Genomic DNA, 21,940 nt, shown 5'->3' with positions numbered 1-21,940 from the left:
ATTGAAAAAATATTTCAATGGTAGTAGTCCAGCAATAGAAACTCTAAAGTGTCTGGATAACTAATTTCGACTCCATGCTTCGAATTTTTTCGTAATCCAATAAAATGGACGTGCGGTCCCCAGCCAACCCAATAATTCCAATACTCGTTAGATAATCCACTGTTTGTGGAACAGGGTCACCATTTTTAAACCAAAGGTGCTTGTTAAGAAATGTCGGTAATTTAGAAATGTCGGCGAAGGCTTCCGCATTTGATATTTTGCCTTTTGCGGGTGATTTCAAAAAAACTGGCACAACCGTTTTTTTAAATACGTATTCTTTGGTTAAAACATCCCCATCAACATAAATCTCCACTAATTTATCGGCTTGACTACTACCGGTCGCTTCTCGAGCAAAGCCAACCACTGGACCACCGCACATTCTGGCGCCTGTTTCTATGAGGCGAGGCCCGTCCTTAGTGAGCATGATTTCATTGTGAGCGGCTCCCCAGCGAATTCCCAAGGCATCTAATGCTTTTTGCGTATACTTAAATAATTCACCATACATTTCTTCACGATAAGGTACGAATTCAACATAGTCGTAAACCGTTTTGCGATTATTAAAGAACGTTTTATTGTATTGGATTAAATGCGCTAAATAGTGTTTTCCATTGGCACTCACCGTACCTACAGCAAATTCTGTTCCTATTGCTTGCTCTTGTACAACAACGGTTTCATTATTTTTCCCGGTAATTTTAGATGGCTCGGATAAAACCTGGTTGAACGCTTTTTTCCACTCCCCTTTGGCCGGAATGTGAAAAACCTTATCACTGCCGGCTGATACCGGGGGTTTGATTATAAGTGGAGAATCAATTAATCCGTTTGCTCTAATCCAGGATTCAACTTCATTTTCGGATGCCGTATTGAGCGTCTTGAGAGCAGGAACTCCTGCTTTCTGCAACGCTTCCTGCATCAGAGCCTTGTGTAATCTATTCTGTGATTTTTCAGGATCATTGGCAAACTGTGGCGTTAGAGCGATGGCCAAAGCTTCTGCGAGAGGAACGCCTTCCTCGGTGCCGGGAATAATAGCAAGAGGGTCGTATTTTCGAAGCACCTCCACAAGATTTGGTTGGTCTGGAATAATCTCGACAAAGTCGGAGGTTTGCATTGTTGCTCCAAACCCAATCCAATCCGGATGTTTAAGCGTGATTGCAATAGCAGGTATCCCCCGAGCCTTAAAGGCAGGGGCCAATTCTATTCCTGATGATAATGGGTCAACGAGGACAACGGGTCTGTTCATGTATTATTTACCTTATTTGAATTGTTAATTATTAGCTGACCTATCAATACGCAGAGTAGTAACATTGCGGCAGGAAAAGGGAGGTAGATGTCCCTGAATCCGTAAGAAATGATTAGGCCACCAAGCAGCGTGCCCAAAGCCGATCCCAACCCCAAGGCCGATGAATTGATAGCAGCCAGGATGGTTCCCTGATTTTCATGTAATTCATATAAAATGTGTTGCTGGGGAGTCGCTATAGCCCAGCCGAAAGCACCCCACATAAAAAAAGGGATTAATCCCAGGTAAGGCAAGCTCTTGGTGAATGGTATTGCAATTAGAGCAAGCATAAGACCTGCTAAAATTAAGGCCATAATAACCCGTGGTTTACCTGTTCTATCGATAATAACCCCAATCAGTGAGCTTCCCAAGAATCCTCCCACTCCCCAACTCAATAAGGTCATGCTGAGTGAATTAGGGGATCCTGATTGAATCAAGGTGACATACGAATATAGTCCCAAACTGCCTACAGCGGTAAAACAAGTGACTCCAATCACCGAGAGCGTTTTTGGATCGAGTATAAGGCGCAGTCTGAGTCCAAATGACGGAGACTTGGGTAATCTTATATCAGTGTTTTGCAATGAAAAACCAATTAATGCAACCAAGCTTAAAGCAACAAGACAGGTAATCGATAGTTGCCAATTAAACATTGAAGACAGGTAGAGTCCAGCAGGGACACCAAATACTACACCTGCACTGTTAGCACCCCAGACACAACTTAAAACACGCCCCTTGGCAGATGGGCTGACAAAATAAACTGCAATGCTGATACATAAGGGAGTAAAGATCCCGGTACCTGCTCCTGCAACAGACCTTCCAATTAAAAACAGCACGATATTTCCAGAAAATAGTGTTATTAAATTGCCAAATAGGAACAGAGCCAGTGCAAGCTGAATAATGCGTTTTACCGGCTTATCAGCAAAGAGAATTGAAAAAAGTGGTGCTGAAAGCAGATAAGTCAAACTGAATAAACTCACGCCTTGCCCAACTACTGCAACAGGTTGCTCAATCGTTTGGCCTATTTGAGGAAGAAGGCCAGCAATCAGAAATGTGTTGCAGCCTACTGTAAACATTCCTATTGCCAAGAAAATCAGCTTTTTCAGCATAACCACGCCATCTCAAATATGGACTCCATTTTATCTAGTGGCACCGCGTCTTGAATGTAGGAGTCAGGTCTTACTAAAATGGCCTCGTTTGCATAGTGGGTGTTATTGGTCCAAAAACTTTGCTGGCATTGATGTGGATATATTTGAATGACTTTTATAAACTCTGGAGGCTGCAGCCCGACTTCACGATCACCAAAGATAAGCAAGGTGAATTTCATATAATCCAGAAGAGAGTAAAGTCGTGTTTTGGCGATGCCGTTAAAAATTTCAAAATCAAAAAGCCGAGAGCCACGCAAACCTGATTCTCCATAACGAATCCCCATCCCGGTGATATACCCTGCGCGTTTTTGCACAATCCTTACGTAGTCTTGGGCGTGGGTTCCATTAAGGGAATATTTGGTCGAACGCACAAGCTCCCCTGAAGTCTCTATCACATCGTGAGCTACTGGTTTACGCTCGTTTTCATAACTGTGCAAAAGCTCTTTGGGGGCACCAAAATGCATGACCATGTGCAACTTCCACATGAGATTAAAAGCATCTCCAAGACCTGTGTTGAGGCCCTGCCCACCGTTTACTGAATGAATATGGCATGCGTCACCAGCAAGAAAAATGCGATCTTGAATGAAAAAATGCTCTGCTACAGATTCTTTAACCGAAAACTGTGAAAACCAGACAATGTCCTTAAAATTTAAGGAATGAGGCCGCATGGCATGGTTAATTTTGTCCATTGCTTCCTGCAAGGTAAAGTTTTTAGTATCCATTCTTACGTAAAACCTGTCGATTTTCCCTTCTCTTGGAATCCAGGCCACATCTGACGTTTCTGCCTGAAATACAATGATTTCCTGGACTTTTGGAAAATCGCTGTCAATAATACCATCGATGACCGCCCATATAATTGGTGGCCGTATGATCTCAAAAGGTATTGCAAAATGATCGCGAACAAAGGAACGGGAGCCATCTGCTCCGATGACGTAGCGTGACTGAATTCGCTCTCCATTGACAAGGGTGGTGAGACATCCCTCTTCATTAGTCTCGATGTTGACAATCGCTGTTGAGCGTTTTACTGCTGTTGCAGTCTCTTTCAGTTTCTCATCCAACAATTTTTCTACATAGGATTGACCAAGCATAAGGAAATGTTTATGCAAACAACCTTCTAATTCCTCCCACCATGACGATTGTCGGGAAATGAATTGTCCGTTTGCCCATACAGAACTGGTATTGCAGGTTTTTCCTAAAGGATAAAGTTCATCAAATAGATCGACTAATTCAAGAAGTTGTAAAGTGCGCGCGTTAAGGGCATCCGCTCTACCGACCTCTAAAGGACCATCAGACTTATCGACAATAACAGTATGGATACCACAAAGTTGTCCCAGATAGGCACACATAAGGCCTACTGGACCCGCGCCAGCAATCACAACGTCTGCAACTTGCCCTCTCATTCATAAGACTCCAGACCAGGGTTATCAAAAGGCGGATTACTCAAAACATGAACGCGTTGGATATGACGAGGCGACTTGGATACGAATCCTTCTCTACCATGTAATAGCGAGAAATTATCTGCGATGACGATATCCCCGGTTTGCCACTCATGGGCATAGAAATTATCTTGTGAATAAAGAGCTTTTTCTAAGCTTCGGTGGAAGAAATCCAACTCATCCTGGCCAATCCCGGTAAATTCAATATCGGGTGGATTTACAAAATGACCTTTATCTACTGAGGGTGGTTCATTGTAACGAATAACTGAAAAATCCTTTTGAGGATGCTTAGTGATAATTGGGGATACCGTCTTGCTGTTATAAAATTCCATTTTTCTTTGATAGGTACCGGTCACCTTATTCCAAAATTCTTTGACTTCAGAGGAGGCAAACTCTAACGCTAAAATGGTGTTTGAAAAAGTGGTCCTTCCTCCTTGTCCAGACAAAGGCGCTTTGACACAATGAAAAATCTGATATTCAGGCACGTGGGGTCGATACATACCATCCCAATGCAGGGGCATGTAACTATGATCAAAAATGTGGTCTTCCGGGTCTTCTTGCTCGATTAACTCAAGCACCTTGCCAAATGGCCAAAGGCTAACTTCCCCCCATAACTCGCAATAGTTAGAAAAATCCTCGGCATTCTGAAATGCGTCAAAACCCCTTAATACAACAAGTTGATTCTTGGCAAATAAATGACGTAAGTTCTCTATATCGACATCAGTCACTTTCATCTGTTCGTTCATAGGCTTCAGGAGTACACCAAATGGTTTTATAGGAGTCACTTTATAATTCATATCATACCTCTGCCATCAATTGATAATGACTGTACCGACCATCAGAGGAGCAAATTAATTTTGCACCTAAAGCTTCAGCTTCCGAGCGTTTCAGTAAGGCATAACCCTTCTTGCTTTCAACGGCAACACCATGCCAAGGGGTCATCCAGCTTTCATTACCTATTAAACGGATTCCTAATTTTTTTGAGCCACAGGTTTGTGGATGAATAGACAGTCGAACCGCATTGGGAAAACGTTCAGAAATGAGCGCGCTCCAGGCATTACTTCTTCTGATAACCTCATAGGCTTTAGAACGAGATTCCTTTTGAATAGCAGTACGACTTTTGGTTTGACCGGCATGCATGGCATCTTCAAATAAAAAACGCGTGATTCCGCTATACATACGATTGGTTTCTTGTTCATCGAGGCTTGCAGATGGTTTCGCACCATTACGAATCTTGTGTTTAAGAAAATCCAGGGACTGTCCATAGCTTTTCATGAGTTCGTCACGCATTTGGACAAAATGAAGATCTTTATAAAAATAATCAAGATTAAAAATGGACAGGTCTGCAAGGGACATTTCTTTTATAAGCCTATCCAGCTCAACCTGGTAAGCTGTGACATCACTTTCATTCATTCCAACCACATCACTAAAAACCCGTCCATCGGAACACAGAATTATTTTAATTCCTGGGGTATAAAATGTTTTTATTCGCCGACAAAGTGTTCCTAAAAAATTAAGAGAGAGGCGCTCCGCATGATCTGGCAGGGGACCCAGAACTTTTTCAGGGTTGGGGGACTTGCCCGGAAAGGCCGGCAATATAAAAGTAACCGGTTCATTCTTTTTAACCGCCGAGATAATTTTTGGCAAATGAGGTGAAGCGCAGTTTTGACATCCGGCGCCGCATAAGCTAATGGCTTCCGGGACACGGCGAAAAATCATTACTTCCGCTAATATTCTTTTGGCTATTCCCATAGCAGAGTCACTATCGGATGACTCTTTAAGTACATAATCTTTAGGGTAATGATTCTCTGTAATTAAAAACGCTGTATTTTTCATTGTCCTTCCCTCCTGAAAAAGAGAGTACAGATCTTCAACAGATAATTAAAATGATTTATTTTAATTATTGTGATAAATTTTATTTATACATAAAATTGAGTTAATAAGTTATGTCTTTATTGTTAGATGATATAAAGTACTTCATAGCGGCCAGTGATACGCTCAATATGACAAGAGCTTCTGAAATTATTGGGATATCTCAACCCGCGCTAAGTTATTCCATAAAAAGATTGGAAAACAAACTTGGCGGCCTCCTATTTATCAGGCTTAAAAATGGAATCCAGCTAACGAAACTTGGAGAGGAGTTTAAGCGGCGCTCTCATCGCCTATTATATGAATGGGAGCAAGTGCAAAACATAGCGAATCCTGAATCAGGTTTTGTTCAGGGAAACTATACCATCGCTCTTCACCCTTCCGTCGCGCTTTACACTCTCCAGTACTTTATGCCAAAACTGCAAGTGAACTATCCTGGGCTTGGCGTTAATTTTATTCATGGCCACTCAAGAGAGATGACTGAAAAAGTGATCAGTTGGGAAGCAGATTTTGGTATTGTTGTTAACCCTATACAACACCCTGATCTCGTTATAATAAAGCTATCTACGGATGAAGTGACCGTCTTTTATGCCAATGACGCACAAAATAAACTGATTTATGATAGAAAACTTGCCCAATCGCAATATATCCTTAAAAAAATGTGCAAAAAGGTCACTTTCAATGGCGTGATTAATTCTACCAGTCTTGAAGTGGTAGCCAAACTAACGGCCTTAGGTCTTGGGTATGGCATTCTACCTACCAGGGTCACCTATCCCTACAAACATCTTAAAAAATTAAGCAATGCACCTGTGTTTAAAGATGAGATTTGTCTTGTCTACCGGCCTGAAAAACACAACAATCCCGTCAGTAAAAAAATCATTCAAATTATCAGATCATCCATAAGCAACGATAATGACAAGGAAAATTATTTTGATTAATTCAGCTATTACAATGATTTTTGCTTATTTTTTAAATTAACAGAATTTATTACGAAAATATAAAATACCGAAATTGATTGATAGTGAGCCATTATTTTTCAATTTCGGTATTTTAAAATTGATGCCCCTTAGGATAGGGTTGGAATATTGTCAACAGCTTCATCCAAAACGGCTGGACTTGGAGAAATACTCTCGGTGAGTTTTTTAATAATAACGATATTCTCGATACCCTCTTTCTGCCTTTCCCATTGTCCTTCAGTAAAACCATAGCTTTTCAAAGTATCATCTTCTATTTTACCGTAGGATCTTGCTTCGTATAATATTCCTGGTTTTGTCGACTTGGTAAATCTTTTATCTGTATCCACGCTCTTTAGAGAAAAAAATGAGGTATTAACAATACTTCTTTGGGTTGGCTTTTCTGGTTTGGTTTCCCGGCCTAATAACCCTGTTGAAGTTGAAACAGGTTCAGAATAACCTGCCGCATCTTTACTGCATGTAAATCCGGCTTTTTCTAAAACGTCTTTTGCTGAAATACCATATTTTGCTTCATACTCTGTAACATCCAGACTATCAAATTGAAATACAAGATTAACGGTCAAATATCCAATTTCCCTCATTATTCCATTGCGATGAATTCTTGCCATTCTGAGATCATTCTCAATGTCATAATTAGAAAGAGGAGACCATAAACCAGGCATATTAGCCGTCATTTGAATGCCATATCTCTTGGTTTTTACTCCTTCCTCAGTCTTTTCGGCAGCTTCAAATAAGGCACGACAGACTGCTACTTCATTATGTCTTAAATTTTTTATGTAAAGCGTTGTCATTAGATAACCCAATTTATTGTAAAGCAGGCATTTTATCTCTTTTTGTTCAAAATAAAAACGTTTTTACCAATTGGATTTAATGAACCCACATGAACACCTTTACTCATAAGAATTGTATTGAAATATTACATATGGAAAGACTCAAGTATAATAGGGCTTGATTGAGTTTTGTATGAACGAAAACATCATGAAACAATTGCAATTATTTATCTGTTATCTTGTTGGTTATTGGGTAGCATTTTTTGGTCCATTATTTTTGGTTATGATGATTCCATATCGACATTATTTGCCTCCCCAAAATCCACGCTCAGCGGAACTTTAATATTTTTGTCTACCTTTATTGCCACTGCTTTATTATTCGTTTTCAAACGCAAAGCTTTTGCTGAGCGACTCTATCCTTATTTTATTTTCGGGTTTTATGTTGGTAACCTTTCTTTATTAGTACTATTTATTTTAGATGCCTTTATTCGCCAACTTATTATATGGAAATTTCCTGAATTTTTTCTTATTTTTATATCACCATTCGTTGAGCTATTGCTCTCCTACTTGTTTTTTGGTTTTGCATTCCTGGCAATAATTCCAGCACTTGGCAGTGCATTTATCTTGTATTGGGTTCAGAAAAGGATGTTATTACAATAGATAGGAATCTCTCTAAAATTTGCTAAACAGCGCATTAATGACGCCCGCATATAACTATTTGATATAGTTCATATACAAATAAATAATTTTTGACAAAAAGCAAAATTAACTAAAATAAATCATAAGCCTTTATAAGCACAGATATAAAAATTTTGAGAGACAAAGAAATGATTAAAAAACTAATGGCTACCTTATTATTATTTTGGGGTGGCGGCCTTTTAATTAAGAGTTTCTTCATTCATCCAACGATTTTTACTCAAATAAAATTTTATGGATTCACTCCCTATATGGCAGGCAATCTAGTTGCTGTATTAATTGGAGTGATCATGATTATATTTGGTATTAAATGGCTAATCAGTGGTTCTAAAAACTCCCAATTGCAGGTTGAAGAAAGTGTATAATAAAAAGTCGTATAGTTTATTGCTTATTGTTCTATTCTTCTTATTAAACTTATCAGCTTTTGCTGCTACGCGTGTTGTTTCAACACCCTATTATAAAATAGAACTAGACCGCTCGATGCAACTGCTTCAAAACTACAATGGTGGACGAGAGAATATACCCTTGGTTTCTTATACTTATGGTTCTATTTATAAAAATATTGAAACTAGCCTAACAATTCAGGTTGTACCCATCCCGGCTAATAATCGAGAGAAAGCTCAGCGACAATTTATCGCGGGAATGGTCAATGGTCTGCAGAGAAGGCATAACTCTGAAACAATGGACAAATTCATGGTTTTTAATAAAACAAGGGAAGTACACCTAAACAATAAGAAATTCAAAAATTACACTTATAGTATAAGAAATGGAATTATAGAAATTTTTACTACAATTAACAAAGATAAATTATATTGCTTTGTTATTGCGTCATATGGCAAAAATACTGAATTTATCAATGAGATAAATCAATCTCTGATAGATAAAATTGCTAAAATAGAAATGCCAAATTAAATTACTGTTGAAGCTAATAACATGAATAATATTGAAAAATTTGATCATTTTAATGTCTTCTCATTCCTGACTTAATGACACCTGCATATCAATATTTTATATAGCTCATATACAAATAAATAATTTTTGACAAAACCCAAAACGACCTAAAATAAATTTTAATTTTTTCAGAAATAAATTATTTAGGCTATAAACCATGAAAGCAAAATACGACTCCACTGTGCCTGGACTCCAAAAGTTACCTCCCGAAATTAAGGTAATGATTCTTGAGTTTCTTGATGCCAAATCAAAACTTGCTCTTTCACAAACCAATTATGGTTGGCGTGATTTAATTCTAGATCTGCCAGAATATACCAAAGAAATAACGAGTACATTATTTCGTCTTGATAAAAAAAAACATCGTCAAGAGATAGTCCAGGTTATGTCGGCAAGAATTGCAGCAAGTTCTCTAGCTAAGCTATTTGAAGAATTACTATCTATCAGTATACCTACGGCGTATGTATTTTTAATCTTCACAACCAAAAGATATGCAGCACTTATTGAAATTTTAGCTGTAATCCTTATGTTTGCTGCACTAACCTCCCTCGCCCATGATCTGGTGGATTATTTTATTGAAAGTGATACAAAAGCCGAGAAACAATATACACATCGCCATGCTTTTCAATTCTTTGCCCAACCCAGTCAAAGCACTGCGCAAAAAACATCGGAGGAAGAGGAAGATAATTTAAGGACTGATTCAATGACCTGCCCTATTTGAGCAATCATAGTTTGGGCTTTGGCCCGACATTTGTCGAATGACTCTGTATTATTCTTCGGTGTTTATTATATTTACAATCTTATTTTAATCCTCCACTCACCCGAAGATCACTAGCAACTAACCAAACAGCGTGTTATTCTCCGCTATAGTAAAAGAGCAATAAATCTCACTGCTATTAAACTTTTTTGCCTGATACAAGCATCTTGCTAAAGAAGCTATTATTCTTTTAGCGGCATTTTGAAAGAGGACTAATGGATTTAGCCATGTATGTTTTTCGCCGTTTTTCGAAGCATATTATTACTTTTATCCATTCGCTTGAGCTTGCTTTTCGATTTTTAGGTCATTTGGTTCATAGTACTATCAAGGTTATTTTTGGCAAACTGTCTATAGTCTGGCCTAACACACTAGAAATTATTTACTATTGTGGAGCACGTCTTTTTATTCTATTGAGTTTTATTGGTATATTATTAGGCATTACTGTTTCACAAACGGTTTATGTTCTCTTAAATCCCTTTCACCTGCATCAAAGAGTCCTTCCCATTGTGCAAAATATTTTAACCCATGAAATATTACCTGTACTTATTGGTTTCATTTTATGTATCCAAGCCGCCTTGCATTTGATTAACACCCGTTTGGAGCATTACCAAGAGAACCCAGAAGCAATCATCCTTGCTCAAGTATTACCAATCATTATAGGTATGATCATTACTTCCTTACTGCTATATGTTTATCTTGTATCCTCTATTTTTTTTAGTTTTTATCTTACTTTTCATTTTATGTTAGGGTTTACAAACAATGAATTTTTATCCTATGTCATCAACTCGACAACCTTATTTGATCTGATATACTCGGTCTTTAAGACATTCATTTTATGTATAATAGTCGGGTTGGCTTCTGGTTATTATTATTATGAAGCATCTATTAGACATATTTATTTGAGAAAAGCAGTTTCTCGAATTTTAACGCGTGGCTCATTCTGGCTGATCATTGCTAGTATGTATATTACTCTTACGCTTTAGGGACGACGTGCATAACGAACGATTCTATACATTAGTGGGTATTTTTATAGCAGGCGCCCTATGTTTAATGATTCTAGGTGGTACTTTTTTTTATATAGAATACAAACGCGCACAAAAACAAACTTTTGTCATGTTTTTCAAAGGCTCTTTAAAAGGGCTAGTAACCACTGCTCCAGTAACCTATCGAGGCGTGAAGATTGGTGAAGTCAAAACCATAGAAATCACTGAAAATAAAGGGCACAATAAAGTGCTTATTCCGGTGTACGTCCAGTTTTTTGTCGAGAGAACCTATGGTTTTAGCCACGACCCTATTCACCTGCTTATTAATAATGGGTATGTAGCAAATATCACCAAACCTAACTTGTTAACGGGCATTGCTGAAATTGAATTGATTAAGCCAACACCCACTGTAATATTTACACAAACATACTACCATTCTTATCCTATTTTCCCGACTCACAATGCGGTTGAAAAATTTACATCTATGGAAGAAGCGTTTGAGGCCGCGAGAAAGGCTTTTGAAGACGTCAGTGAATTAGTTCGTTCCAAAGAAATCCAAGATACTTTAGAAGCCATACAAAAAGTTTCTGAAAATTTAGGGCAACTAGCCTCTAGCTTAAACCAAGATGTGCCCAGTGTTGTTGCGTATTTAAATCAAAGCTTAAAACAAATTACCAGTGCAGCTTACTCCACTCAAAATTTGACGGATTATTTGTCTCGATATCCTGAGTCTTTACTCCGAGGCAAGCGATGAAAAATAATAAACGCTTTTTAAAATTCTATTGCATCAGAGATCTAAGTTGGCCAGGTAATGTTCGAGACTCTTTTATATATTCCTCCTTTGAGAGCATCACATCTTCGCCTTTTGCTAGCTATGTTGAACTTCGAAAGAAACCTGTGAAGTTTGTCTTAATATTGCTCATTGCCTTAACCCTCTGCGATTGCGGTCGAAGCAAGGAAACTCAATTTTATTTATTAACACCTATCCCCCCTCAAAAAAACAGCCGTAATTTCTATAATCATTTACAGATTGGTGTTGATGAAGTGAGTACCCCTGATTATATGAAAAAACCTCAATTAATGATTCACCAGACTCCCCATCACCTAACTCTTGAAGAGTTTAACCAATGGGCTGGAGCCTTGGATAAGAATATTACTCTTGTATTAACTACTAATCTTTCAACTCTAATGCCAGGAGTAGTCGTTCAGGCCTCACCTTGGGACAATAAATTCCACCCGGATTATCATCTTCAAGTCATGATTTCACAATTTGAAATTGATATTCATGGTAACAGTATTTTAAGAGCCGAATACCTTATTTATCGAAAAGAAGAGTTAATCCACAAAGGAAATGCTTATTACCATATTAAAGTCCCCTTAATCAGTATTGAGGCGCTTGTGCAGAGTATGAATACGAACCTTACTCATTTAACTGAAGAAATTGCGCGGTTTTTTATAAAAAACACGACTAAGTAATATACTCATAGTGTCTTCAAATTTGAGGTGAGCTCAGTTGTTACCTGCCTGAATCCACTGTTTGTGCTTGATATGTTGATTATAAATTTTCTGCCATTCAAACTCCCTCATTCTTTCTTTGCAACTTATTTGGCTTGAATTCAGCTATTATAATGGTTTAAAGGCATTTTTTATTGGACCAAAGAAACTTCATGATTAGCAAAGAGAAATGGGAAATATTGACAGAAAAAATGAGCAGTCTTCATATCTATGAAACAGATCTTACTGAAAAATTTATACTAGGCAGTGGTAAAGGTGGACAAAAACTGCATAAAACGGCTTCGACAGTCTATTTGAAACATGTGCCTACCGGCATGGAAATAAAATGCCAGGAATCCAGGAGTCGTGAAGATAACCGCTATTTTGCAAGACAACGGCTTTGTGAGAAATTACAAGTCGTATTAAGCGATGAAAAAACAAAAACACAGCAAAGAATCGAAAAGATAAAACGCCAAAAGAGGCGACGTTCGAGAAGATCCAAACAAAAAATGTTGGATGAAAAATCCAGGCAGAGTCAACTTAAGACATTAAGAAAAAGCCCCCAATCCCTTGATATTGAATCATAAGCGCATTAACCACTTACCATTTTAATTCAATCAAAATACTAGCTCCTTTGAGCAGATAATCGATGATTTTAAAACAGTTAGCATTTTTTCAGGCTTCTACCCCATTTGGGATAAGAGATAAAACATTAACTTGTGAGCAATGTATCCAAAATTAGAATTCTGGAAATCAGGATACGATCATTGAAATGATCTTATTTTTTATATTATCAGGTTCGAATCTTCAAAAGAGAGACAAACAATCTTTTTGCAATGCTTTGAATTTGCTTTAGTATTTAAAGGAATCATGAAATTAAGGTCGGCTTCAATATGGCAGGTGCAAATTTATTAACACTGATTGATGATATTGCAACAGCACTGGATGACATAGCTGCCATGACTAAAGTGGCAACTAAAAAAACAGCCGGTGTGTTGGGTGATGACTTGGCACTCAATGCTGAGCAAATCATAGGCTTACATGCGAGCAGAGAATTACCTGTCATAGGTGCAGTGGCTAAAGGCTCTGCTGTTAATAAATTGATATTAATCCCATTAGCGATTTTAATAAATTTTTTCGCTTCCGTACTGGTAAGTATCCTATTGATTTTGGGTGGATTGTATTTGTGTTTTGAAGGTTTTGAAAAAATTATAAGAAAAATTTTCCATAAAAAAAATGAGGCTGCAAAAAAGAAAATAGATATACAAACCATCGATATGCGTCAATTTGAAAAAGAAAAAATTCGTGGGGCGGTACGGACAGATTTTGTATTATCAGCTGAAATTATTGTCATTACACTAGGTACGGTTGCTGCTACATCCTTGGTTAACCAAATAGCGATATTAACTTTAATTTCATTAATTATGACCATTGGTGTTTATGGTTTGGTTGCATGCATTGTGAAATTAGATGATCTGGGCTTCATTTTACGTAAAAAAAAGCACCTACTTAAACAAATTGGGATTCTTTTGATTGGCGCAGCGCCAGTACTTATGAAAATGTTAAGCGTGGCAGGAACAATTGCCATGTTTTTAGTAGGAGGGGGTATTATTACTCATCAAATACCCGCCATTCATCATTACACAGAAAACCTGTCGTCAATTATGTCTATAGGAGTTGATTTCTTTATAGGGATTATTGCAGGTGCCATTTCGGCTGCTGCATATTTTGCATGCAAAAAAATTAAAGCAATATTTTAAATAATTAATACACAACAAGTGCTATAGGCAGTGAAATTCCTTGTAAAATTAAAGTAACTTTGCATTCCATTGCTCAAATGACTATAGTTAAACAATGATTTTTTAACATGAAATCTCTTCAAAAAATTTCGTTTTTAGCGATTTATTTGACCTTATAATAACACACTATCAATAGGAGATAAGCAGGATGCCAAATATTAAACATTACCTTAAAGCCATGATTTTATTTTCAGGATTATTGGTCGCCCCTATTGCCATGGCTGAAGCAACAAAATCTGAAGAAACTTCTACTGTAAAATTAAGTACTATTCTTCAGCAGTTGTCTGACCAAGGATATAAAAACATCCATGACGCTGAAATTGACGATGGCATATTGACTGTCGAAGGCAACAATGAGCAAGGTGTTAAGTTTGAAATTCATCTTGATCCAGCTACTGGCAAGATTTTAAAAAAACAAGAACACCCACAGCCGAAATATTCCATCATAGACATTACCAAAAAAATTGAAAATGAGGGTAAATTCAAAATCATTGAAATTGAGTTTGATGAGGGTATTTATAAAATAAAAGGTGAAACAGCCAACCATGAAAAAAGGAAATTGTATATTGATCCCAATACCGGGGAAGCCAAAACAAATCATTAATTCCATATCAAGGGGCAAATCTTTCTTTTTCCTTAGTATACCCAATTATTCTCCCTTAAGAAAAAGGGAGAACTCTGAGCCTACTCAGCCATTTTATCCTCTGATGGAGGAGCTAAATAACGGCTGGCCCAAGCAGCAATAACTTCTGCAGCATATTGTGAGTCCCTTTTGTTACTTAACAAATGATCAGCCTTATCAAGACTGATAAAGCTTTTGGGATGTTGAGCGGCTTTATAGATTTTTTCCGCCTCTTTAATGGATACCACTTTATCTATAGGAGAGTGCATAATGAGTAAAGCTTTACCAGCGTCGCTTTTAATCGTTTCCTGGTATCTGTCAATATCTTGTAGAAATTGTTTTTTAATAGTGAATGAGCGTGGGCCCAGGGTAACATGAGCTTCGCCATCAGATTCTATTTTACTTAAATCAGCAGAAAAATGGTGTTTCACATGATGAGCGCTGGCAGGCGCACCAATAGTGGCTATTGCCTTTACTTCAGTAATTTTCTTGGCGGCAAGAAGTACAGCCGCACCACCAAGACTATGCCCTATCAGCAGAACAGGAGCCTGATAATGAGTTCTTAAATAGTCAGCCGCGGCAACCAAATCTTCAACATTTGAAGAAAAATTCGTTTCCGAAAAAGAACCTTCGCTACGGCCTAGGCCTGTAAAATCAAACCGTAATACCGCAAATCCATTAGAGACCAAAGCACTGGCAATTCTGCTCGCAGCTGCTATATCTTTACCGCAGGTAAAACAATGGGCAAATAAAACATAACCAAGGCATTGACCTGTTGGTTCTTCCAGTTTTCCTTCCAATTTCAAATTGTTACTGAAAAAATAGATGGTCTTAGACATTATGCTTTCCTTGTTTATCTTGATTGAGATGCTAACCAAAACATTCAAATCTGTTTATAAATCCTTTTCCTTGCCCTGAAATTAATTTGATTAACTACTTATCCAGAGTTTGGATATTCTGGCAGTGTTCACATACTAACAAATATAGCCATATTTAACCCAACTTCCCAATTTATTTCGAATATTTATTAACCTTATAGCTATGATGTCGCGAAACGTGATCAAGGGCAACGGTTTATATACATTACAATCCACTTAAACACAGCACGATTAAAATCATGGGAAATTGACCAGGCTATTTTTCCATCAATAGGTAAAATCTATAAAATTACAGGAAAATTTGGCAGGGAAACTATTAATGAATGTACAAGGCAGATAAAAACCGGAAAAAAACCTGACCACGAAAGTGCTTGTCATTTTAGTCGAGTAGATACCAATGGACAGGTTAAAAAGCGGCTCCATTGATATCACCTTTTTACCTAAACTTATCTTGAATTGATGCTAAGTATTAAATTGATAATGAATACCAATTTCAGCTTGATTGCTGTATACGTTGGTGAATTTTGTTGGCGCACCTGAGGCTGGCGTATTATTGGCTGCAATAGCATTATACTGACCTGAATTCCTCACTTCTCCAATTGAAATAAAATTATAATTGATATCTATTAACAAAGAGTCACTGAGGGCGTAAAGACTTCCAATACCAAGCTGCCAGGCAAATTTTGTTGCTTTGTCAGCAAACTCCGTCTGAGCAGCCGCTGGCCAGTAAATGTTCGTTGTTTTGTTATAAGCAACCCCGGCACCAGCCATAATATAAGGGTTGAAATTCATAATGGAAAAATCAGGGTTAGATAAATAGGCATTGAGCATATAAGTGTAGTTATCAAAATGTCCTGTTGCTGTTTCAGGAGCATCATCAGTTACAGCAAAGTTAACATCCGGCCGTGCCTGCACTGTTATGGCTGTCCGCAAATAATCATTAAACCGATATCCCAAACCAAGGCCATAACCCCATTGATCATCGATAGACGCTTCAAGTGCCGTAATATTTTGTGGCCCAAAAAAGGAAGCAGTATACACATTGTTATAATGAAACCAATTGTAGTCCAGCATCGCTTGCAGGTAAAAACCACTTTTTTGAATAGTACCCATCTCCCCTGCGAAGCACCCCAGGCTTATTCCCAAACCTAAAACAGCAATTTTTATTTTACCAGTCATTCTTCTTCCCTTTCTTGAAACAACAAAATCAATTTGCGCGATTTTTTACAAAGTTATGCCATTCCCTTGCTGATGGGAATCCATGCTGGAATGATACAAAACTAGTCCACTGGATACCTGAATCGCAGAGATGACTCGTTTCGATAAATACACTTGAATTTGCCAAGCGATTCTTAAATTGAATATATTTGAAAAGCTGTCAAAGAACAATCAAAGTTTTGATTCAGAGCGGAAAGATCTATCCCTGATTTATAAGTCATCCGCTGTCTGTGTGAGAACTCTACCCAATCTGGTGCTATCTGGGTTTTGCAAATCACCAATATCTATAATTGACTGAATACGTTAATTTTATAAGCATTTACATTTTTACCATAAGCTCAAAATACCTTAATAGGATGTTCTCTCCATATCCCCATGACTTCCCGGGTAGTTTCTCTAAATAAAGATTAAATTTAAATTGTCATCCATTTGAAATAGAGCCAGGAATGCTATATGTTTGCCAGATATTGATTTATCGCCAAAACATGAAAACATACCGAAAAGAACTATGGTTTAATATCCCGGAGCGTATGGGATTTATCAATATCACAGATAAAGTCATTGAATGCTTAAAGGAAAGTAGTATTCAAGAGGGTTTAGTATTAGTTAATGCCATGCATATCACCGCTTCCGTATTCATCAATGATGATGAAAGCGGCTTGCATCAAGATTATAAAAAATGGCTTGAACAAATAGCACCCCACGAACCCATCAGGCAATACCGCCATAATGACACTGGTGAGGATAATGCTGATGCTCATATCAAACGCCAAATCATGGGGCGAGAAGTGGTTGTCGCTATTACAGAAGGAAGACTGGATTTTGGTCCATGGGAGCAAATATTCTATGGTGAGTTTGACGGCTGCCGTGATAAAAGAGTCCTGGTAAAAATTATCGGCCAATAAACCATGACTTGAATGCATCATGAGTCATTGAAGCATAAAAGATCAGGACTTTATAGTGCATGCCCCTTATTTTCGCCAGGGAAAGGGGAAAACCTGACTCTGATCTGCTTTACTGGAGAGTGCGGAACCATTACACATCACCACAGACTCTATCAGCCAGGGCATTAATCAACTGAAACCCATTTCCTTTCCAGGCGCTCCCATGCATACAGGCTAATACCTTGGGGTGTGTGTTTGCTAATTTTTCAAATAACTGACGCTGGTTGTTTCCGTGGGCGTAGTAATCCATTGTTTGCCGCATTATTTCACTGCTTTCCAGGATATCCTCTTCTGTTACAGGCTTATGATCTGCCCCAGGCTGGGTAAATAAATCGCCGCAAAATAGTGTTTTGCTAGTGGTTTCAAACAAAAATCCACAATCCCATCCATGCGGTAAATGCGGTGCATCCAACCACTGTACGTTATGTTTGCCCAAAGAAACTTGTTCCAGATCGCTCATGATTTTAGGGCTACGCATCGCTATATCATTAATTGAAAGCATCGCAGCGATTTGTCCACACAGAGGAACAGCATCAGAAGCTACTTTCAACCATTCATTTAGCGAACCACATTCATCTGCCTCAAAATGTGAAAAAGCTATAAAAGATAAAGACTTTACTGGAATTACCTTCGCTACAGCCTGGCTGATGGCAGGAAAAAGCTGTAAAGGGCCTGTATGAAATAGCAAAGGCATCTTATCAACGATTAAATATTGATTAAATGAAAATCCACCAGGAATTACCTCTTGCGATATTGAAGTGCTGATTCGATAGATGTCAGGTACCATTTCATCAATTCTTGTCATTGATTGTCCATCTGAGTTATTCATCCGTTCACCTTTATGATTAAATGACCGTAAACTGGTCTGTCCTTTTGCACTATCAACAACATTAGTGGCCATGTCATGAACTATTTGCAGCTTTCACAAATTATTTAGCCTGCCAATCCTGTTTGCATCAATTATCTTTCTTGATTCTACTGGGGATTCATTCTTTCCACCCCAAAAACTAAAAAGCGATGGGAGGCGGCGCATATTGATTGCTTTGGATAATTTGCTGTTGCTATTGTTTAATTCATTATCGACATCAAGGCCTTTTTGATAACAATGCCCAAGTGCCTCAAAAATTTTATTGAGCTTCTCTTGACTACCCATCCAGTAAGGATTGTAGCTTTTACTTCCTGCCTCCAGGCGATTGATGACATGTAACAAGGCTAGATGCTTACTGTAAATAGTTTTAAGTATCTTGCAAGATAGATCTTTAGGGGGATTATCAATCTCTCCCATTGTTCTAGTTTCTGGTTCAGCCCTGACTCTGGTTGTGCTCTTTATTTCTGGATGAAGCGCCTGATTGAGCGCACAATATTGTATTGCAGCATCCTCATTTTGAGTTCTATAAGTATATACGAAATTCGCTGCATGAATGATGTTTTGTACACTTGCATTAACAAGTAAAAATGCATAATTTCCATTTCCCTTTCCCCAATTGGTATGGGGGGCAAGTAGTCCCTTACCACTGACTGTTAACTTTCCATTGCTATCGGTCACTTGAAAGTGATTTGATTGAGAGGAATAACTAACCCAACCTGATTTCACAGTCTCATAATAGAGGATTTGCCAATGGCCAGCCCCACCTTGAGTACCGGTACGGAAAAAGTAAACTCTGCTTTTATTAAGAGTAGCCAGATCCTTTTCCAACGATTCCTGATTTTTCCCACTTACCCATAGTATTTTTTCTTCGTCTGGGCTAAACATAAAAGCCGGGCCCAAATCAACCTGGACATCTTGCACACCTTGAGTGTATTCAAAATCAAGATCACTGCCTAAAATCAACTGAGCAGCTTTCTTTATCATCATTTCTGCACAATTTTGGTTTAAGAATACTTCTTTTTTTAAATTCATTGGAAAATCCCAGTCATATTTGGATTATTATAATACAAAATAATCACATAAAAAACTAATTGATTGTTTAGATTGTAGAACAATCACTATATTTGAGTGCCCTGTAATACAGCAGAAAGGAGCAAAGCAAGGTGCGGGACGTCTTTCTTTTTTCCTTGCCAGTCAGCTTGATAAGGAAAGAGGAAAAAATTGACCCTAATCTATTGCTTGGTTTATTTGTTTTCCACAAAAAATATGGGCATAGTAAAAATTTCGGACGAGCTGCATGAAGCGACCAAACTGATGGCAAAAGCCATGAGTCGCTCAATTAATTCACAGGCAGAATATTGGATGAGAATAGGAAAATTGGCGGAAGAAAATCCATCGATTACCTATACTGACATTCTTAAAATTTTAGTCCATCAAGCTTCACCAGGTGAAATATACGATGTTAGTGAAGACGCCTGAAGAAATAGAAAAAATGCGGGTTGCGGGTCATTTGGCCGCATCAGTACTTGAAATGATAGAACCTTATGCCATTGCAGGTGCAAACACCAATGAGCTTGAACAAATTTGTCGTCAGTATATTGTCGAGGATTTGAAAGCCATTCCTTCGACGTTAAACCACTATGGGTTTCCCGCATGCATTTGCACATCGATAAATCACGTGGTCTGCCATGGTATCCCCTCCGAGAAAAAACTTAAAAATAGCGACATTATTAATATTGATGTCACTGTACAAAAAGACGGTTATATTGGGGATACCAGCAAAATGTCTCTCGTTGGCAACGTAAAGCCATTTGCTAAAAAGTTAGTAGAAGTTACCCAAGAATGTCTCTTTATCCGCTCAATGGGAGCATACCATTTTAGTGACTGATAATGGACATGAGATACTCACATTAAGAGCAGATGAAGCACCTTATTACGTCAAAGCCAATAAAAAAGAGGTATTTTTTATCGCGGAATAATCACCTTTAAACCGTTTCTTTATGCCATGAAAAACAATTATTTTCAGTTTTAAAAATAACCTTGTTATTTAATTAAGGCTCCATCATGAATCAAAGAGCTGGGATAAAGGATGACCTCATCGCCATGCTCTAAACCACCCTCTATTACCGCGTAATCCGGATTATGGTATTTTATAGTTAATTTTTTCTTATATGCTCTGCGCCCTTTCACAACAAAAACGGCCCAATCTTCTCCATCGCGAAATAGAGAACTCATGGGCACTACAAGAGCATGATTCGATTCAAAAAGAATGATTTCCACATCCACCCGATACCCATCGCCAAGATTTTTCCATAGTTCATATGGGGTAATGATATCAATGATGACATTGACGCGTTGTTCCTCAACTCCAAGCGCTGATATTTTAGTATAACCGCTTGGCTCAACAATTCGCACACGCCCCTCCAAAGGATAAGATCCGCCCCATCGTTTAATGATAACTCTCGCATGTGGAGGAATTTTTGCTGCATCATCACTTAATATGTCAGCCACGACTTCAAGACCAACCACATCGGCAATATCCATAATTTTTGTGCCAGGCTCTACAGTAGTTGAGCTTTTTTCAATCACTCTCAAAATCGAACCAGTGACAGGTGAACGAACCTCAATCTGGTCTTGCTGATTCGTTTCACTGCCCTGTGTTGCTGAAAGCGATGCTTTAACTTTTAAAATGTAATGCTCTGCAGCATGTAACTTACGCAAGGCGGCATTATGCTCTTTCTGTCTTAATTGATATTCCAACTGGGCATGTTCCAATTCTGTTTCCGAAACGAACCCTTTTTTTGCGAGCGGTTCCTTTCTTTTTAAATCCGACTGGGCCGTCTCAAGTGCTGCTTCAGCATGAATTGACTCCGCCTTCGCCTGTTCATACAACGCCTCAGCCGTACCCAATTCCTGCTCTAACTCTTGCTTTGCTCTAATGTCTAGCAAAGCCGGGATTTTGGACTTAATAGTGGCAATTACATCATCTTTTTTTACTTTATCACCTTCTGTCAAATTAATGCGTAACAATTCTCCTGACACGGGAGACACAATACTATATATTTTTATAGCACGTGTTTTCGCATCGTCTTCAATATACTGAATGAAATGATCATATTTTACTTTTGCCCTTTCAACTGGAATGCCCTGGTGAGAAAGGATCCAAAGAACAACACTAAAAATTACGACTATTGCCACAAAGTACGCTACTAGTTTTTTCAAATTCA

General features: G+C 38.1%; 24 protein-coding genes and 1 pseudogene. 14 read left to right on the top strand and 11 right to left on the bottom strand.

Annotated elements, in window-relative coordinates; translation table 11 throughout:
* Window positions 1-43: 43 nt before the first annotated feature.
* The 5 genes from OQJ02_RS00940 to OQJ02_RS00920 are packed head-to-tail and all read right to left on the bottom strand — an operon-like array spanning window position 44 to window position 5,729.
* Window positions 44-1,276, bottom strand: a complete 1,233-nt coding sequence (locus OQJ02_RS00940; RefSeq protein ID WP_265717477.1) for an ATP-grasp domain-containing protein — start codon at window positions 1,274-1,276, stop codon at window positions 44-46.
* Window positions 1,273-2,418: an MFS transporter gene (locus OQJ02_RS00935; protein WP_265717476.1), complete on the bottom strand. Its 1,146-nt coding sequence runs from the start codon at window positions 2,416-2,418 to the stop codon at window positions 1,273-1,275. Before OQJ02_RS00935 ends, OQJ02_RS00940 begins: the two co-directional genes overlap by 4 nt.
* Window positions 2,412-3,857 carry an FAD-binding protein gene (locus OQJ02_RS00930; RefSeq protein ID WP_265717475.1) on the bottom strand — a complete coding sequence of 482 codons (1,446 nt, stop codon included), beginning with the start codon at window positions 3,855-3,857 and terminating at the stop codon, window positions 2,412-2,414. The genes OQJ02_RS00935 and OQJ02_RS00930 overlap by 7 nt, the downstream gene beginning before the upstream one ends.
* Window positions 3,854-4,690 (bottom strand): TauD/TfdA dioxygenase family protein, encoded by an 837-nt coding sequence (locus tag OQJ02_RS00925; RefSeq protein ID WP_265717474.1) that lies wholly within the window; start codon window positions 4,688-4,690, stop codon window positions 3,854-3,856. Before OQJ02_RS00925 ends, OQJ02_RS00930 begins: the two co-directional genes overlap by 4 nt.
* Before the next feature lies 1 nt (window position 4,691).
* Window positions 4,692-5,729, bottom strand: a complete 1,038-nt coding sequence (locus OQJ02_RS00920; RefSeq protein WP_265717473.1) for an isocyanide synthase family protein — start codon at window positions 5,727-5,729, stop codon at window positions 4,692-4,694.
* A gap of 110 nt (window positions 5,730-5,839) precedes the next feature.
* On the opposite strand from OQJ02_RS00920, the gene OQJ02_RS00915 reads away from it, so the two are divergent.
* Window positions 5,840-6,700 (top strand): LysR family transcriptional regulator, encoded by an 861-nt coding sequence (locus OQJ02_RS00915; protein ID WP_265717472.1) that lies wholly within the window; start codon window positions 5,840-5,842, stop codon window positions 6,698-6,700.
* 128 nt (window positions 6,701-6,828) lie between these two features.
* Here OQJ02_RS00915 and OQJ02_RS00910 read toward each other — a convergent pair whose 3' ends face one another.
* Window positions 6,829-7,554: a hypothetical protein gene (locus tag OQJ02_RS00910; protein ID WP_265719776.1), complete on the bottom strand. Its 726-nt coding sequence runs from the start codon at window positions 7,552-7,554 to the stop codon at window positions 6,829-6,831.
* 141 nt (window positions 7,555-7,695) lie between these two features.
* On the opposite strand from OQJ02_RS00910, the gene OQJ02_RS00905 reads away from it, so the two are divergent.
* The 10 genes from OQJ02_RS00905 to OQJ02_RS00860 all read left to right on the top strand — a co-directional run bounded on the left by OQJ02_RS00905 (window position 7,696) and on the right by OQJ02_RS00860 (window position 14,787).
* Window positions 7,696-8,166: a hypothetical protein gene (locus tag OQJ02_RS00905; RefSeq protein ID WP_265717471.1), complete on the top strand. Its 471-nt coding sequence runs from the start codon at window positions 7,696-7,698 to the stop codon at window positions 8,164-8,166.
* Window positions 8,167-8,333: 167 nt separating this feature from the next.
* On the top strand, window positions 8,334-8,567 hold the full coding sequence (locus tag OQJ02_RS00900) for a hypothetical protein (RefSeq protein ID WP_265717470.1): 234 nt from the start codon (window positions 8,334-8,336) through the stop codon (window positions 8,565-8,567).
* Entirely contained in the window at window positions 8,560-9,114 is a 555-nt protein-coding gene (locus OQJ02_RS00895; protein ID WP_265717469.1) for a hypothetical protein, read from the top strand. Before OQJ02_RS00900 ends, OQJ02_RS00895 begins: the two co-directional genes overlap by 8 nt.
* Window positions 9,115-9,310: 196 nt before the next feature.
* Entirely contained in the window at window positions 9,311-9,871 is a 561-nt protein-coding gene (locus tag OQJ02_RS00890) for an F-box protein (protein ID WP_265717468.1), read from the top strand.
* 251 nt (window positions 9,872-10,122) lie between these two features.
* Complete coding sequence (locus tag OQJ02_RS00885; RefSeq protein ID WP_265717467.1) at window positions 10,123-10,890, top strand: ABC transporter permease; 768 nt, start codon at window positions 10,123-10,125, stop codon at window positions 10,888-10,890.
* A 67-nt stretch (window positions 10,891-10,957) separates the two neighbouring features.
* Window positions 10,958-11,644: an MlaD family protein gene (locus tag OQJ02_RS00880; protein WP_322783399.1), complete on the top strand. Its 687-nt coding sequence runs from the start codon at window positions 10,958-10,960 to the stop codon at window positions 11,642-11,644.
* A 143-nt stretch (window positions 11,645-11,787) separates the two neighbouring features.
* Window positions 11,788-12,366 carry a PqiC family protein gene (locus OQJ02_RS00875; RefSeq protein ID WP_265717465.1) on the top strand — a complete coding sequence of 193 codons (579 nt, stop codon included), beginning with the start codon at window positions 11,788-11,790 and terminating at the stop codon, window positions 12,364-12,366.
* Window positions 12,367-12,557: 191 nt separating this feature from the next.
* On the top strand, window positions 12,558-12,971 hold the full coding sequence (locus OQJ02_RS00870) for a peptide chain release factor family protein (RefSeq protein WP_265717464.1): 414 nt from the start codon (window positions 12,558-12,560) through the stop codon (window positions 12,969-12,971).
* 306 nt (window positions 12,972-13,277) lie between these two features.
* Window positions 13,278-14,144, top strand: coding sequence for a DUF808 domain-containing protein (locus tag OQJ02_RS00865; RefSeq protein ID WP_265717463.1), 867 nt, complete (start codon window positions 13,278-13,280; stop codon window positions 14,142-14,144).
* 187 nt (window positions 14,145-14,331) lie between these two features.
* The gene (locus tag OQJ02_RS00860; RefSeq protein ID WP_265717462.1) at window positions 14,332-14,787 is read left to right on the top strand and encodes a PepSY domain-containing protein; all 456 of its coding nucleotides are present in this window, start codon (window positions 14,332-14,334) and stop codon (window positions 14,785-14,787) included.
* Window positions 14,788-14,867: 80 nt separating this feature from the next.
* Here the strand turns inward: OQJ02_RS00860 and OQJ02_RS00855 are convergent, their stop codons facing one another.
* Both OQJ02_RS00855 and OQJ02_RS00850 read right to left on the bottom strand, forming a co-directional pair.
* Complete coding sequence (locus tag OQJ02_RS00855) at window positions 14,868-15,644, bottom strand: alpha/beta hydrolase family protein (RefSeq protein ID WP_265717461.1); 777 nt, start codon at window positions 15,642-15,644, stop codon at window positions 14,868-14,870.
* Between the two features lie 501 nt (window positions 15,645-16,145).
* Window positions 16,146-16,862, bottom strand: coding sequence for an outer membrane protein (locus OQJ02_RS00850; RefSeq protein ID WP_265717460.1), 717 nt, complete (start codon window positions 16,860-16,862; stop codon window positions 16,146-16,148).
* Between the two features lie 524 nt (window positions 16,863-17,386).
* Between OQJ02_RS00850 and OQJ02_RS00845 the strand changes: the two genes are divergently transcribed.
* A complete protein-coding gene (locus tag OQJ02_RS00845) occupies window positions 17,387-17,806 on the top strand; it encodes a secondary thiamine-phosphate synthase enzyme YjbQ (protein WP_028378801.1) in 420 nt (139 codons plus the stop codon).
* 130 nt (window positions 17,807-17,936) lie between these two features.
* Here OQJ02_RS00845 and OQJ02_RS00840 read toward each other — a convergent pair whose 3' ends face one another.
* Together OQJ02_RS00840 and ravD are read right to left on the bottom strand one after the other, a co-directional pair.
* A complete protein-coding gene (locus tag OQJ02_RS00840) occupies window positions 17,937-18,674 on the bottom strand; it encodes an MBL fold metallo-hydrolase (protein WP_265717459.1) in 738 nt (245 codons plus the stop codon).
* A gap of 93 nt (window positions 18,675-18,767) precedes the next feature.
* Window positions 18,768-19,745, bottom strand: coding sequence for a Dot/Icm T4SS effector deubiquitinase RavD (gene ravD / locus OQJ02_RS00835; protein WP_265717458.1), 978 nt, complete (start codon window positions 19,743-19,745; stop codon window positions 18,768-18,770).
* 234 nt (window positions 19,746-19,979) lie between these two features.
* On the opposite strand from ravD, the gene OQJ02_RS00830 reads away from it, so the two are divergent.
* Both OQJ02_RS00830 and OQJ02_RS00825 read left to right on the top strand, forming a co-directional pair.
* On the top strand, window positions 19,980-20,192 hold the full coding sequence (locus tag OQJ02_RS00830; protein WP_322783398.1) for a ParD-like family protein: 213 nt from the start codon (window positions 19,980-19,982) through the stop codon (window positions 20,190-20,192).
* Window positions 20,173-20,565: pseudogene (locus tag OQJ02_RS00825) on the top strand (M24 family metallopeptidase); the annotation flags it as partial. The gene OQJ02_RS00830 and the pseudogene OQJ02_RS00825, both read left to right, overlap by 20 nt.
* A 191-nt stretch (window positions 20,566-20,756) precedes the next feature.
* On the opposite strand, the gene OQJ02_RS00820 reads toward OQJ02_RS00825, so the two are convergent.
* Window positions 20,757-21,935: an efflux RND transporter periplasmic adaptor subunit gene (locus tag OQJ02_RS00820; RefSeq protein WP_265717456.1), complete on the bottom strand. Its 1,179-nt coding sequence runs from the start codon at window positions 21,933-21,935 to the stop codon at window positions 20,757-20,759.
* Between the last annotated feature and the right edge of the window lie 5 nt (window positions 21,936-21,940).

The sequence above is a fragment of the Legionella sp. PATHC032 genome (genome assembly GCF_026191185.1).
Classification (GTDB): Bacteria; Pseudomonadota; Gammaproteobacteria; order Legionellales; family Legionellaceae; genus Legionella.
Note: the sequence above shows the minus strand (reverse complement) of the source record. Positions and strands in the feature narration are given on the sequence as shown.